General features: G+C 51.7%; 17 protein-coding genes. 12 read left to right on the top strand and 5 right to left on the bottom strand.

The genetic code is table 11. The features are described from left to right. Positions 1–1,530, bottom strand: coding sequence for a signal recognition particle-docking protein FtsY (gene ftsY / locus D9742_RS00390; protein WP_130235635.1), 1,530 nt, complete (start codon positions 1,528–1,530; stop codon positions 1–3). 149 nt (positions 1,531–1,679) lie between these two features. On the opposite strand from ftsY, the gene rsmD reads away from it, so the two are divergent. Together rsmD and D9742_RS00380 are read left to right on the top strand one after the other, a co-directional pair. Then, entirely contained in the window at positions 1,680–2,276 is a 597-nt protein-coding gene (gene rsmD, locus D9742_RS00385) for a 16S rRNA (guanine(966)-N(2))-methyltransferase (RefSeq protein WP_130235634.1), read from the top strand. Next, positions 2,266–2,535 (top strand): DUF1145 family protein, encoded by a 270-nt coding sequence (locus tag D9742_RS00380; protein WP_130235633.1) that lies wholly within the window; start codon positions 2,266–2,268, stop codon positions 2,533–2,535. The genes rsmD and D9742_RS00380 overlap by 11 nt, the downstream gene beginning before the upstream one ends. 2 nt (positions 2,536–2,537) lie before the next feature. Here the strand turns inward: D9742_RS00380 and D9742_RS00375 are convergent, their stop codons facing one another. Beyond that, positions 2,538–2,897: a DUF2500 domain-containing protein gene (locus tag D9742_RS00375; RefSeq protein ID WP_130235632.1), complete on the bottom strand. Its 360-nt coding sequence runs from the start codon at positions 2,895–2,897 to the stop codon at positions 2,538–2,540. Positions 2,898–3,038: 141 nt separating this feature from the next. Between D9742_RS00375 and D9742_RS00370 the strand changes: the two genes are divergently transcribed. Next, entirely contained in the window at positions 3,039–3,665 is a 627-nt protein-coding gene (locus D9742_RS00370) for a lysoplasmalogenase (protein ID WP_064527705.1), read from the top strand. A gap of 72 nt (positions 3,666–3,737) precedes the next feature. After that, positions 3,738–5,936: a Zn(II)/Cd(II)/Pb(II) translocating P-type ATPase ZntA gene (zntA, locus tag D9742_RS00365; protein ID WP_130235631.1), complete on the top strand. Its 2,199-nt coding sequence runs from the start codon at positions 3,738–3,740 to the stop codon at positions 5,934–5,936. Positions 5,937–5,968: 32 nt separating this feature from the next. Here the strand turns inward: zntA and D9742_RS00360 are convergent, their stop codons facing one another. Continuing rightward, entirely contained in the window at positions 5,969–6,277 is a 309-nt protein-coding gene (locus D9742_RS00360) for a hypothetical protein (RefSeq protein ID WP_130235630.1), read from the bottom strand. A 144-nt stretch (positions 6,278–6,421) separates the two neighbouring features. After that, positions 6,422–6,667: a sulfurtransferase TusA gene (tusA, locus tag D9742_RS00355; RefSeq protein ID WP_000130621.1), complete on the bottom strand. Its 246-nt coding sequence runs from the start codon at positions 6,665–6,667 to the stop codon at positions 6,422–6,424. Positions 6,668–6,876: 209 nt separating this feature from the next. Between tusA and D9742_RS00350 the strand changes: the two genes are divergently transcribed. Next, positions 6,877–7,542, top strand: a complete 666-nt coding sequence (locus D9742_RS00350) for a 7-cyano-7-deazaguanine/7-aminomethyl-7-deazaguanine transporter (protein ID WP_130235629.1) — start codon at positions 6,877–6,879, stop codon at positions 7,540–7,542. Between the two features lie 72 nt (positions 7,543–7,614). Beyond that, a complete protein-coding gene (dcrB, locus tag D9742_RS00345) occupies positions 7,615–8,172 on the top strand; it encodes a phage sensitivity protein DcrB (RefSeq protein WP_130235628.1) in 558 nt (185 codons plus the stop codon). A 2-nt stretch (positions 8,173–8,174) separates the two neighbouring features. Here dcrB and D9742_RS00340 read toward each other — a convergent pair whose 3' ends face one another. Further along, entirely contained in the window at positions 8,175–9,425 is a 1,251-nt protein-coding gene (locus tag D9742_RS00340) for an MFS transporter (protein WP_130235627.1), read from the bottom strand. A gap of 98 nt (positions 9,426–9,523) precedes the next feature. On the opposite strand from D9742_RS00340, the gene D9742_RS00335 reads away from it, so the two are divergent. The 6 genes from D9742_RS00335 (at position 9,524) to D9742_RS00310 (ending at position 14,286) form a co-directional block, all read left to right on the top strand. Further along, positions 9,524–10,573 (top strand): AI-2E family transporter, encoded by a 1,050-nt coding sequence (locus D9742_RS00335; protein WP_130235626.1) that lies wholly within the window; start codon positions 9,524–9,526, stop codon positions 10,571–10,573. A 395-nt stretch (positions 10,574–10,968) separates the two neighbouring features. Continuing rightward, positions 10,969–11,346 carry a hypothetical protein gene (locus D9742_RS00330; protein ID WP_130209208.1) on the top strand — a complete coding sequence of 126 codons (378 nt, stop codon included), beginning with the start codon at positions 10,969–10,971 and terminating at the stop codon, positions 11,344–11,346. A gap of 68 nt (positions 11,347–11,414) precedes the next feature. Then, positions 11,415–12,473 (top strand): methyltransferase, encoded by a 1,059-nt coding sequence (locus tag D9742_RS00325; protein ID WP_130235625.1) that lies wholly within the window; start codon positions 11,415–11,417, stop codon positions 12,471–12,473. Between the two features lie 40 nt (positions 12,474–12,513). Next, positions 12,514–13,236: a beta-ketoacyl synthase chain length factor gene (locus D9742_RS00320; protein WP_130235624.1), complete on the top strand. Its 723-nt coding sequence runs from the start codon at positions 12,514–12,516 to the stop codon at positions 13,234–13,236. Continuing rightward, positions 13,233–14,054 (top strand): lysophospholipid acyltransferase family protein, encoded by an 822-nt coding sequence (locus tag D9742_RS00315; RefSeq protein ID WP_130235623.1) that lies wholly within the window; start codon positions 13,233–13,235, stop codon positions 14,052–14,054. The genes D9742_RS00320 and D9742_RS00315 overlap by 4 nt, the downstream gene beginning before the upstream one ends. Then, positions 14,029–14,286 carry a phosphopantetheine-binding protein gene (locus tag D9742_RS00310; RefSeq protein ID WP_001592831.1) on the top strand — a complete coding sequence of 86 codons (258 nt, stop codon included), beginning with the start codon at positions 14,029–14,031 and terminating at the stop codon, positions 14,284–14,286. Before D9742_RS00315 ends, D9742_RS00310 begins: the two co-directional genes overlap by 26 nt. Positions 14,287–14,289: the final 3 nt, after the last annotated feature.

Raw genomic sequence — 14,289 nt, 5'->3', positions numbered from 1 at the left:
TTAATCCTCTCGGGCAAAAAGTGCCTCTATAAAGTCGTCCGCTTTAAACGGACGCAAATCCTCAATACGTTCGCCGACACCAATATAGCGGATAGGAATACCAAACTGGTCAGCCACCGAGAAAATTACCCCGCCTTTCGCTGTGCCGTCCAGTTTCGTTAGCGTGATGCCGGTTAAGCCAACCGCTTCGTGGAACAGTTTGGCCTGGCTTACCGCATTCTGCCCGGTGCTGGCGTCGATAGTCAGCATAACCTCATGCGGCGCATCTTCATCGAGTTTCTTCATCACGCGGACGATTTTTTTCAGCTCTTCCATCAGGTGCGATTTGTTCTGCAGGCGTCCGGCGGTATCGGCAATCAGGACGTCAACATTACGCGCCTTCGCAGCCTGAATCGCGTCGAAGATAACAGAGGCGGAATCCGCACCAGTATGCTGGGCAATCACCGGGATATTGTTACGCTGGCCCCAGACCTGCAACTGCTCAACCGCTGCCGCACGGAAAGTATCGCCCGCCGCCAGCATGACCGATTTACCTTGCTGCTCAAACTGACGCGCCAGCTTACCAATCGTCGTGGTTTTCCCCACTCCGTTGACGCCTACCATCAGGATCACGAACGGCGCTTTGCCTTCGACGTTAAGCGGTTCATCGACTTTCGCCAGAATCTCGCCCATCTCTTCTTTCAGCAGGCCATAGAGCGCCTCGGCATCACGAAGCTGCTTGCGGGATGCGCCTTCTGTCAGGTTGGTGATGATTTTACGCGTGGTTTCCACGCCCACATCGGCGATCAACAGCTGTTCTTCCAGCTCTTCAAACAGATCATCGTCGATTTTTTTACCGCGGAACAGGCTGATAAATCCGGAACCGAGGTTTTCTTTAGTTTTTAACAGGCTGCGTTTCAGGCGCGCGAAGAAACCTTCTTTGGTCGGTTTTTCCTGCTCCTGAGCGATTTCTTCCACCGGCTGCTCTTCTTTTGCCGGAGAAACCACCATTACCGCCTCTTCTGCCGCCAGCGCCTGTGCTTCCAGCTCTTCGTCGGTGATTTCTTCTTTAGCCGCTTCTTCTTGCGCCGCTTCGACAATCTCCACGGTTTCCGCTTCAGCCTGCCACTCTTCTGGCGAAACCTCTTCGGCGTTGACCTCTTCCGGCAACGGCAGCTCTTCACGCTCAATAGCCACTGGCTCCGGCGTAACTTCAGGTTCAACTACCGGTGCTGGCGATTCTTCCACTACGGGTTCTGGCAGCGCACTGACTTCCGCTTCGATAACAGCTTCAGGCTGCACTTTCTCGCTTTCGGCAACCTGTTCCGTTACTTCCACCACTTCGGCAGCAAAAGTTTCCGCCTCGGCTTCAGTATGGGCCTGCGGCAACTCCTCAACAGGTTGTTCAGCAAGCTTCGCAGGCTCTTCTGCCTGGACAGTTTCTTCTACAACCGGTTGATCGTTCTGGACTTCTGTCTCTTTTTCCGGGGTCTGCTCTTTTTGACCAAAGCCCAGCCAGGAAAAAAAGCCACGTTTTTTTTCTTTCGCCATCTGCGACTACACTCCTCGCTGTTGCTTCATGGCACAGCGTTAACGCTATGTACATAGCAGCTAAAAAAATGATGAAATAGTCTATCACTTAACTGAATACACATCACCGCCTGCAATTATGTGTTATCTGGCGGATTGAGCAATTTATCATGAAAAAACCGAATCATTCCGGTAGCGGCCAAATCCGCATTATTGGCGGGCAGTGGCGAGGCCGTAAACTCCCGGTTCCGGACAGCCCAGGCCTGCGCCCCACCACCGATCGCGTGCGCGAAACGTTATTTAACTGGCTGGCTCCGGTTATCGTCGATGCGCAATGTCTGGATTGCTTCGCCGGTAGCGGCGCGCTGGGGCTGGAAGCCTTGTCACGCTACGCTGCGGGCGCCACGCTGATTGAGATGGATCGCGCGGTGCATCAGCAATTAATCAAGAATCTGGCAACCCTGAAAGCAGATAATGCGCGGGTGGTTAACAGTAATGCAATGTCATTCCTGGCGCAAAAAGGCACACCGCATAATATCGTGTTTGTCGATCCACCATTCCGCCGAGGCTTGTTGGAAGAAACCATTAATTTACTGGAAGAGAACGGCTGGCTGGCTGACGAAGCCTGGATATATGTCGAGAGCGAAGTAGAAAATGGCCTGCCTACTGTTCCGGCAAACTGGGCGTTATATCGGGAGAAAGTGGCGGGTCAAGTTGCTTATCGCTTGTATCAGCGTGAAACACAAGGAGAAAGTGATGCTGATTAATATTGGACGTTTGTTAATGCTTTGCGTATGGGGATTTTTAATCCTCAATCTTGTTCAGCCATTTCCGCGACCACTGAATATTTTCGTTAACGTGGCGCTGATTTTTACGGTGCTGATGCATGGTTTGCAACTGGCATTACTGAAATCCACCTTACCGAAAGATGGCCCGCAGATGACCACCGCCGAAAAGGTGCGTATTTTCCTTTTCGGCGTGTTTGAACTGCTGGTCTGGCAGAAGAAATTCAAGGTCAAAAAATAACCTTATTGTTCGCCAACAAAGCTGACAAATCGCGTGCCTTTATAGCTCAGCGTACCTTTATCCCCCACTGTCAGGGCATGGTATTGCTGGGCATCCAGACGGAACGTCTGCTCCAGTCCGCCGCTTTGCGGTTTGAAGCTTGCCTCATAGCGCATACTGGTGCCAGCCGGAGTCACTTCCTGCTGGCGCGAACGGCGATCGTTAATTGGTTTTTCCCGCTTGTTACTCACCACCACCAGCTTTTGCTGGAGCGGTGCCATATCATTATCAGCTTTTTCCCGCCGCTGCTGCATAAAGCGAAACGATGCAGCGACAACAATTAAACCAATGATAACAATAAAGAAAAGAGGTGGTTTACTCATCTTTGTACCTTATCGGAAAATGCGGAAATAAGCATACCCTGCCCGTTATGGTGTTGTCATCTGTCCACCCTCGCCACTAAACTGAATAGCAAGACTGTAGGCATTCCGCTTACTAAATAATAACGAATTCAAGGAACTAAGATGCTTTGGTCGTTTATCGCTGTCTGTCTTTCCGCATGGCTATCTGTGGATGCCTCCTATCGTGGTTCAACCTGGCAACGCTGGGTGTTTAAACCGTTAACTCTTCTTCTCCTGCTATTGCTGGCCTGGCAAGCGCCGATGTTCGACGCCATTAGCTATCTGGTGCTGGCAGGGCTATGTGCGTCGCTGCTGGGCGATGCGCTAACGCTATTACCACGTCAGCGTCTGATGTACGCCATTGGCGCATTTTTCCTCTCGCACCTGCTGTACACCATCTATTTTGCCAGCCAGATGACGCTCTCTTTCTTCTGGCCGTTGCCGCTGGTGCTGCTGGTACTGGGCGCGCTGTTGCTGGCCATTATCTGGACGCGCCTGGAAGAGTTACGCTGGCCCATTTGTACCTTTGTCGGGATGACGCTGGTGATGGTGTGGCTGGCAGGAGAATTGTGGTTCTTCCGCCCGACCGCTCCGGCCCTTTCTGCGTTTGTCGGTGCTTCGTTACTGTTTATCAGTAACTTTGTCTGGCTGGGTAGTCACTATCGCCGCCGCTTCCGGGCCGATAACGCCATTGCCGCAGCTTGTTACTTTGCCGGTCACTTCCTCATCGTCCGCTCGCTGTATCTCTGATAAAACTTGACTCTGGAGTCGACTCCAGAGTGTATCCTTCGGTTAATGAGAAAAACTTAACCGGAGGATGCCATGTCGACTCCTGACAATCACGGCAAGAAAGCACCTCAATTTGCCGCGTTCAAACCGCTAACCACGGTACAAAACGCTAACGACTGTTGCTGCGACGGCGCATGTTCCAGCACGCCAACTCTCTCTGAAAACGTCTCCGGCACCCGCTATAGCTGGAAAGTTAGCGGCATGGACTGCGCCGCCTGTGCGCGCAAAGTGGAAAATGCCGTGCGCCAGCTTTCTGGCGTAAATCAGGTGCAAGTGTTGTTCGCCACCGAGAAACTGGTGGTTGATGCCGACACTGACATCCGTGCACAAGTTGAATCTGCGGTGCAAAAAGCAGGCTATTCCCTGCGCGATGAACAGGCCGCCGACGAACCGCAAGCATCGCGCCTGAAAGAGAATCTGCCGCTGATTACGCTTATCGTGATGATGGCAATCAGCTGGGGACTGGAGCAATTTAATCATCCGTTCGGTCAACTGGCATTTATCGCCACCACGCTGGTTGGGCTGTACCCGATTGCTCGTCAGGCATTACGGCTGATCAAATCCGGCAGTTACTTTGCCATTGAAACATTAATGAGCGTAGCCGCCATTGGCGCACTGTTTATTGGCGCAACGGCAGAAGCCGCGATGGTATTGCTGTTGTTTTTGATTGGCGAACGACTGGAAGGCTGGGCTGCCAGCCGCGCGCGTCAGGGCGTCAGCGCGTTGATGGCGCTGAAACCAGAAACCGCTACGCGTTTACGTAACGGTGAGCGTGAAGAGGTGGCGATTAACAGCCTGCGTCCGGGCGATGTGATTGAAGTTGCGGCAGGCGGGCGTTTGCCTGCTGACGGTAAACTGCTCTCGCCCTTTGCCAGCTTTGATGAAAGCGCCCTGACCGGCGAATCCATTCCGGTGGAGCGCGCGACGGGCGATAAAGTTCCTGCAGGCGCCACCAGCGCAGACCGTCTGGTGACGCTGGAAGTATTGTCAGAACCGGGTGCCAGCGCCATTGACCGCATTCTGAAACTGATCGAAGAGGCCGAAGAGCGCCGCGCACCGATTGAGCGGTTTATCGACCGTTTCAGCCGTATCTACACGCCAGCGATTATGGCCGTCGCTCTACTGGTGACACTGGTTCCACCGCTGCTGTTTGCCGCAAGCTGGCAAGAGTGGATTTATAAAGGCCTGACGCTGCTGCTGATTGGCTGCCCGTGTGCGTTAGTTATCTCAACACCTGCGGCGATTACCTCCGGGCTGGCAGCAGCTGCACGTCGTGGGGCGTTGATTAAAGGCGGTGCGGCGCTGGAGCAGCTGGGTCGTGTTACCCAGGTGGCGTTTGATAAAACCGGTACGCTGACTGTTGGCAAACCGCGCGTCACCGCGATTCATCCGGCAACGGGTATTAGCGAATCTGAACTGCTGACACTGGCGGCGGCGGTAGAACAAGGGGCAACGCATCCGCTGGCCCAGGCCATCGTGCGCGAAGCACAGGTCGCTGCACTAAACATTCCCGCCGCCGAATCACAGCGGGCGCTGGTCGGGTCTGGCATTGAAGCGCAGGTTAACGGTGAGCGCGTATTGATTTGCGCTGCTGGTAAACATCCCGCTGATGCATTTGCTGGTTTAATTAACGAACTGGAAAGCGCAGGGCAAACGGTAGTGCTGGTCGTACGTAACGATGATGTGCTGGGTGTCATTGCATTGCAGGATACTCTGCGCGCCGATGCCGCAACTGCCATCAGTGAACTGAACGCGCTGGGCGTCAAAGGAGTGATCCTCACCGGCGATAATCCACGCGCCGCGGCGGCAATCGCCGGAGAATTGGGGCTGGAATTTAAAGCGGGCCTATTGCCGGAAGATAAAGTCAAAGCGGTGACCGAGCTGAATCAACACGCACCGCTGGCGATGGTCGGCGACGGTATTAACGACGCGCCAGCGATGAAAGCTGCCGCCATTGGGATTGCAATGGGTAGCGGCACAGACGTCGCACTGGAAACCGCCGACGCGGCATTAACCCATAACCACCTGCGCGGTCTGGTGCAAATGGTTGAACTGGCGCGCGCCACTCACGCTAATATCCGTCAGAACATCACTATTGCACTGGGGCTGAAAGGGGTCTTCCTCGTCACGACGCTGTTGGGGATGACCGGACTGTGGCTGGCGGTGCTGGCAGATACGGGTGCGACGGTGCTGGTGACGGCGAATGCGTTAAGGTTGTTGCGCAGGAAGTAAAGGTGTTGCCTGATAGCCTCTGGCTATCAGGCTTAGTGCTGAGGCGGGAACGGCGGCATGGTCAGGAAAGCATAATAAAGCGCTAACATCAGAATGACGGAGATAACACAACATGTAGCAACCAGGCGGGACGTGAATGATGGCCTTTTGAACATCAACCACAGGGCATAAGCAAGCCCGACGCCGTTAAGTAAAGGTAAAAAAATCATTAGCCAGAGCCAACCACAGGCAAGTACCCCCAGCCATCCCCCCACGGCGATTAAAACAGGCATCAGCCAATTGGGGGCGAACATCGCGAACAATCCCAGCAATCCCAGGCAAACAGGAATTAAATAATCCATTTGTGTATTCCATTACACTAGCTTGCCGGATGCGGCGTGAACGCCTTATCCGTCCTACAAACCGGTTTCAAGCAGCAACATTGAGTTCGATCGGTCCCCTCGCCCCTCTGGGGAGAGGGTTAGGGGAACAGTCCGTGATCCACCTTAACCACCTTTACGAATCAAATAGCGATAAGGCAATCCATCCGTCTCTTTGGCCACCAGTTCGTGCTCCATAAAGGTACAAAACCCAGGGATATCGCGGGTCGTCGCCGGATCGTCAGCAATAATCAGCAACGTTTCACCAGGCTGCATATTGCGCACGGTTTTGCGCACCATCATTACTGGTTCCGGGCAGCGCAGGCCAAGTGCGTCGAGTGTGTGGTCAGGGCTGGAAAAGAGATCGGTCATTTTCTTCTCATCACATAAAAAAACGGCGCTAGTTTACGCCCTGTGAGTCCGTAAGCAAACCAGGTTAACGATTGCGTGAAAATTAACCATTGCATTGTCAACGTAAAGCAGTATCATGCGGCGGCTCGAAAAAAGGGTAAGCACGTATAAAATAGCGTGTCGCACGTATTGGGTTCCCTCACCCCAATGGTTAATCAAAAAGGTACAATATGAACGTTTTCTCGCAAACTCAACGCTATAAGGCGTTGTTCTGGTTATCGTTATTTCATCTACTGGTGATCACCTCCAGTAACTATCTGGTTCAGCTTCCCGTCTCCATTTTTGGTTTTCATACCACCTGGGGCGCGTTTAGCTTTCCATTTATTTTTCTTGCTACCGACCTGACCGTGCGTATTTTTGGCGCACCGCTGGCTCGTCGTATTATCTTCGCGGTGATGATCCCTGCGTTGCTGATCTCCTACGTCATCTCGTCGCTATTCTATATGGGTTCCTGGCAGGGATTCGGCGCTCTCGCCCACTTCAACCTGTTTGTCGCCCGTATTGCCACCGCCAGTTTCATGGCCTACGCGCTGGGACAGATCCTCGACGTGCACGTTTTTAACCGCCTGCGCCAGAATCGCCGCTGGTGGCTGGCACCGACGGCTTCCACACTGTTCGGTAACGTCAGTGACACGCTGGCCTTCTTCTTCATTGCGTTCTGGCGCAGTCCGGATGCCTTTATGGCCGAACACTGGATGGAAATCGCGCTGGTTGATTACTGTTTCAAAGTGTTAATCAGTATCGTTTTCTTCCTGCCAATGTATGGCGTATTACTCAATATGTTATTGAAAAGACTGGCAGATAAATCTGAAATCAACGCTTTGCAGGCGAGTTAAAGGTTCGTTATCGGAGTTGTGATAAGATGGATGAATGAGCCGTTATGGCCGTTTATCAAAAGGAAGATGTCAATGCGCAATCTGGTTAAATATGTCGGAATTGGCCTGCTGGTTATGGGGCTTGCGGCCTGTGATGATAAAGACACTAACGCTACAGCGGAAGGTACAGTCGCGGAAAGTAACGCTACCGTGAATACCGTCAACCTGCTTGATGGCAAGTTAAGCTTCTCGCTGCCAGCGGATATGACCGACCAGAGCGGTAAGCTGGGGACACAGGCCAATAACATGCACGTCTGGTCCGACGCCACCGGGCAGAAAGCAGTCATCGTCATCATGGGCGATGATCCGAAAGAAGACCTGGCTGTGCTGGCGAAGCGTCTGGAAGATCAGCAACGTAGCCGCGATCCACAGCTGCAAGTGGTAACCAATAAAGCCATTGAGCTGAAAGGTCACAAAATGCAGCAGTTAGACAGCGTTATCTCTGCGAAAGGCCAGACGGCGTACTCTTCCGTCATTCTGGGTAACGTGGGCAACCAACTGCTGACGATGCAAATCACACTGCCTGCTGACGATCAGCAAAAAGCGCAGACCACCGCAGAAAACATCATTAATACGCTGGTTATTCAGTGATTTTAAGATGACGAGACGGCCTCAGGTGCTTCCACCGGAGGCCGTTTTTTTAACCGCCAGGTCAGCAATAACGCGATTGCTACCAGTCCCGCCGCCGCCAGATAAATCACCGGTACGCCCGCCCAACTCATCACCAGCCCTGCCAGTGGTCCGGTCACGCCCAGCGATAAATCCATAAATACGGTGTAGGTTGCCAGCGCCGCCCCCTGATTTTGCTGCGGAACCGCTTTTACCGCCACTACGCCCAATGCCGGGAACACCAGCGAAAACCCTGCCCCCGCCAGTAAGACGCCGATTTTCGCCATCCACGGCATAGTCGCCACGCCAACCAGTAGCAGGCCGATAATCTCAACGCTAAAGCAGAGCATCGCCACATTTAAGCCGCCGATACGATTTATGCCGTTAGGGAATAACAATCGCGTTCCGACAAACGCACAGCTAAACAGCGTCAGCGCAAAAGCCGCACCGTCCCAACCTTTAGCGTCATAAAACAGCGTGATAAAGGTGGCGATAACGCCAAATCCGGCAGAAGCCAACGCCAGCGCCATGCCGTATAACCAGACACGCCCGAGCACCGCGCGAAACGGCAGCGGTTTGCCTTTGCTGGCTTTCACCGTTGGACGCGGTATAGCCAACAAAATTGCCACCAGCGCCACGCCCATGATGATTAACGCTAACGCCTGCAAGCCGCCCCAGTGATAAAACACGACACCTAACGGCGCACCCATCGCCATCGCCCCATAAGTGACAATACCGTTCCACGAAATCACCCGTCCGATATGCAGCGAGCCAACCACGCCAACGCCCCACAGGGTCGATCCCGTTCCGGCAAAACTTTGCCCAATCCCAAGGATGACGCGTCCCAGGCAAAGTAATAACAGGCTGATAATTGGCAGACTGGCGGTTAACCCAGCACTCAGATACCCCAGGCCGCTCAAAAAGCAGCCGCACAAACCGAAGACGACAATCTTTTTGGGCCCCAGTAAATCGGCATAACGTCCGGCATGAGGGCGGCTCAGCAAGGTGGCGAAATATTGCAGACTGATAACTAACCCTGCCCAGAAGGCGCTAAAGCCCATCACATCATGGACATAGCCCGGCAGCACAGCGAGCGGTAACCCAATGGTCAGATAGCTGGCAAAGTTAAACATGACAATGGAGACAATGCGCAAATTCAGGCGCAATCCGTTAAGCGCCGGTTCGGCAACGGGTACGGGCATGAGGATCACCACATTTTTACAACAGTGTTTCATTTTTACCACGTGGTGGCGTGAAAATCAGCAGGAAAAATCAGAATATTGCTGGCGTGACTCCCGCTACACTTAATACAAAAAGTCACAAGGAAGCCCCAATGGAAACCCCTCAACCCGATAAAACGGGCATGCATATTCTACTCAAGCTGGCTTCACTGGTAGTGATCCTTGCGGGGATTCACGCAGCGGCAGATATCATTGTTCAATTGTTACTGGCGCTGTTTTTTGCCATCGTCCTCAACCCACTGGTCACCTGGTTTATTCGTCGCGGAGTTCAGCGTCCCGTTGCCATTACGATTGTGGTCGTAGTGATGCTGATTGCGCTTACTGCGCTGGTCGGTGTGCTGGCGGCATCATTTAACGAATTCATCTCTATGCTGCCGAAGTTTAATAAGGAGCTAACGCGCAAGCTTTTTAAATTGCAGGAAATGCTGCCTTTTCTTAATTTGCATATGTCGCCGGAACGAATGCTGCAGCGGATGGATTCAGAAAAAGTGGTTACCTTCACCACCGCATTAATGACCGGGCTTTCCGGGGCAATGGCGAGCGTACTTCTGCTGGTGATGACCGTTGTTTTTATGCTGTTTGAAGTACGCCACGTCCCTTACAAAATGCGCTTTGCGTTGAATAACCCACAGATTCATATCGCCGGATTACACCGCGCATTAAAAGGCGTTTCGCACTATCTGGCATTAAAAACGCTGCTAAGTTTATGGACGGGCGTTATCGTCTGGCTGGGGCTGGCGCTGATGGGCGTACAGTTTGCGCTAATGTGGGCAGTGCTGGCGTTTTTACTCAACTACGTCCCCAATATCGGCGCGGTGATCTCCGCCGTGCCGCCAATGATCCAGGTGTTGCTGTTTAATGGCGTTTACGAATGTATTCTGGTCGGTGCGCTGTTTTTAGTTGTCCATATGGTCATCGGCAATATTTTAGAACCACGGATGATGGGCCATCGCCTGGGGATGTCCACGCTGGTGGTATTTCTTTCGTTGTTAGTTTGGGGATGGCTGCTCGGTCCGGTAGGAATGCTACTCTCGGTGCCATTAACCAGCGTCTGTAAAATCTGGATGGAAACCACGAAAGGCGGTAGCAAACTGGCGATTTTATTGGGACCAGGCAGACCGAAAAGTCGGTTACCGGGATAATAGCGCCTCCTTATCAGGCAATGGTCACCGTTTATCTAACGGTGGCCATTTGATTTGAGAAAATGATGAAATATTATTCATAAAATTAATTTATAAAAACCACTCCCTAAGTCAAATATATATAAACACGGAATAACTATTAAATTTCTATCCCAGAGAATGCACTGATTACATTGTGTTATTTTTATTGCCTCATTTTTCTCACTCACTTATAGTTGGTCCCCGCTGGCAGTAAGTTAGTCATCTCAAAATGTTTTTTGTTCTGATATGCACTTACTGACTTATCTCATAAGTAAATTTTTCGCTAAATAAAGAAGAGTGATACCAGCAATTACAGTTAAATCCTGCTTTACTCGTAAAAACAATACCTTAATGGGGTTCTAATGAAACACTACATGAAATGGTTTGCTGCTATTGCTGTTGTGGGCGCTTTAGCGGGTTGTGCGCGTACTGCGCCAATTGATCAAGTTCACTCAACCGTCAGCGCCGGTCATACCCAGGATCAAGTTAAAAAAGCGATTCTGAAAGCTGGCGTTGAACGCAAATGGATTATGTCCGAAGCCGGACAAGGCGTAATTAAAGCACGTCAACAATCACGCGATCATTCAGCAGAAATTCGCATTAACTACACGGCATCCAGCTACGATATCAATTATGAAAATAGTCAGAACCTGCAAGCATCAGGCGGACAAATTCATAAAAACTATAATCGCTGGGTCCGCAATCTCGACAAAGATATTCAACTGAATTTGTCGGCTGGCGCAGATTTGTAATTTCCCCTAAAGTCGGGCCGCTTCGGTCCGATAATAATTTAATTCCCTCTTAACAGGTTGTGCCCAACATGTACGAACAGGATTCTCTTAGCGCACTGGATGCGATTACCGAAGCTCAACGCATTGCCTTTGCCCCTATGCTTTTTCAAACAGCTCTCTGCCTGCGGAATGCGGGTGTGCTTTCTTATCTGGATCGGCAAGGCAAACATGGCGCAACGCTGGCTGATATCACCGAAAATAGTCATATCAACGAATATGCTGCCAGCGTCCTGTTAGATATGGGCTTAAGCGGGCGAATTATTACCTGCAAAGAGGGAATTTATTACCTGGCGAAAATCGGTCATTACCTCCTGCATGACACCATGACGCGCGTGAATATGGATTTCACCCAGGATGTCTGTTATCAGGGGCTATTCTTCCTCGCCGATTCACTCAATGAAGGCAAACCTTCCGGGTTAAAAGTATTTGGCGACTGGCCGACGATATATCCGGCACTTTCACAATTACCTGACGCCGCCCGTGAAAGCTGGTTCGCGTTTGATCATTACTATTCAGATGGCGCATTTAACGCCGCACTGCCTTATGTATTCGCCAACAACCCCACAACCTTGTACGATGTAGGCGGCAATACCGGTAAGTGGGCTTTGCGCTGCTGTAAATACAACGAAAACATCACCGTTACGTTATTAGATCTGCCACAACAAATTGTGCTCGCCAAAGAAAATATCGCGAATGCAGGCTTTTCTGATCGTATAGATTTCCATGCTGTGGATATGCTAAGCGATGCGCCGTTGCCGGGCGAGGCTGATATCTGGTGGATGAGTCAATTTTTAGACTGTTTTTCACCCGAACAAATAATTAGCATACTCAGCAAAGTTGCCAGCGTAATGAAGCCCGGCGCAAAACTCTGCATTATGGAGTTGTTCTGGGATGCGCAGCGGTTTGAAGCGGCATCGTTTAGCCTGAATGCCTCCTCACTTTATTTCACCTGCATGGCAAACGGTAACAGCCGTTTCTATAGCGCAGAGAAATTTTACGACTATCTGAATAAAGCAGGATTTCAGGTAGCAGAGCGCCACGATAATTTAGGCGTTGGGCATACATTATTGATATGCCAAAAGAAATAATCGTCACTTAATAATTTTGGTTTACCGCGGGCGCGCGTTGATGAAATTTACATTAAATATTACCGACTGGAAGGCACTGGCGCCTGGACTTAGCGAAGCCCAGCAATGGCAAGCATGGTCGCGCCAGCCGTGGGCGGTTGACCCTGCTGCACCGTTGGCAAAATTAAGCGAATTGCCAATGATGACCGCCCGCCGTCTCAGTTCTGGCAGCAAACTGGCCGTGGAGTGCGGTCTGGCAATGCTGCGCCGCCATCAGCCAGAGGCCGTTTTGTATACCAGTCGTCATGGCGAACTGGAACGCAATTACCGCATAGTTCATGCACTGGCAACCGAACAGGCGCTCTCTCCGACGGACTTCGCGCTCTCCGTACACAACTCTTCCGTGGGTAACCTGACCATTGCGGCCAAACAGCCGATCGTTTCATCATCGCTTTCAGCTGGTCGCGACACTTTTCAACAAGGTTTGTGTGAAGTGCTTAGTCTGTTACAGGCGGGATACCAGCGCGTGTTGATGGTCGACTTCGATGGTTTTCTGCCTGAGTTTTATCACCCGCAGCTCCCAGCAGAAATGCCGACCTGGCCATATGCTGTCGCGCTGGTGATTGAAGCGGGAGATAAGTGGCAGTGTGAAACGCAGCCAGCCATCGCAGGAGATGAAACATCACTGCCGCAAAGCATGTTGTTTTTACAGCACTATTTACAAAATGCAGATGCTTTTTCACTGCCTGGCGAGCGCGTGCAATGGCGCTGGAGCCGCAGATGAGTAAGCTGATGTCGCGCCTGGAATGGGCATGGCGACTGGTTATGACCGGGTTGTGTTTTGCCCTGTTTGGCCTCGGCGGACTATTGCTCTCTGTGGTGTGGTTTAACGTATTGTTAGTGTTGGTGTGGAATACTTCCCGCCGCCGTCGTTTGGCGCGCCGCAGCATTGCCGCCAGTTTTCGCCTGTTTTTAACAGTCGCAAAAGGGCTTGGCGTGCTGGATTATCGGATTGATGGGGCTGAAATTTTACGTCAGGAACGGGGTTGCCTCGTCGTAGCTAATCATCCCACGCTGATCGATTACGTACTGCTGGCGTCAGTCATGCCAGAAACTGACTGCCTGGTGAAAAGCGCGCTGTTAAAAAATCCTTTTCTTGGTGGCGTCGTGCGGGCGGCAGATTATTTAATCAACAGCGAAGCTGAAACCCTGTTACCCCGCTGCCAACAGCGACTGGCACAGGGTGACACTATCCTGATTTTCCCCGAAGGCACGCGGACGAAGCCTGGTGAAAAAATGACGTTACAGCGCGGTGCGGCGAATATTGCCGTGCGCTGCGCCAGCGATATGCGCATCGTAACGATCGGCTGTAGCGAGCATCTGCTGGATAAACAAAGTAAATGGTATGACGTTCCACCTGCCCGACCGTTTTTTACGGTTGAAGTCCGTGGGCGGGTAGAAATTCAAGAATTTTACGATGCAACTTCACAAGAACCGGCGCTGGCAGCAAGGCAGCTAAACCGGCATCTTTTGCTTCAATTACAACAAGGTTGTTTACCTCTCTCAGGAATAAATAATGCAAGCGCTTTATCTGGAAATTAAAAATCTCATCATCAGCACCCTCAATCTGGACGAGTTGACTCCTGATGATATCGAGACCGATGCGCCGCTGTTCGGCGACGGTTTAGGGCTGGACTCTATCGATGCCCTGGAACTGGGACTGGCAGTAAAAAATGAGTACGGCATCGTGCTCTCTGCGGAAAGCGAAGAGATGCGTCAGCACTTTTTCTCCGTCGCCACTCTGGCCTCTTTCATTGCTGCGCAACGCGCCTGAGGA

The organism is Escherichia sp. E1V33 (assembly GCF_004211955.1).
In the GTDB taxonomy this organism is placed as follows: Bacteria; Pseudomonadota; Gammaproteobacteria; order Enterobacterales; family Enterobacteriaceae; genus Escherichia.
The sequence above is the reverse complement of the archived record's forward strand: the minus strand, read 5'-3'. Positions and strand labels throughout refer to the sequence as shown.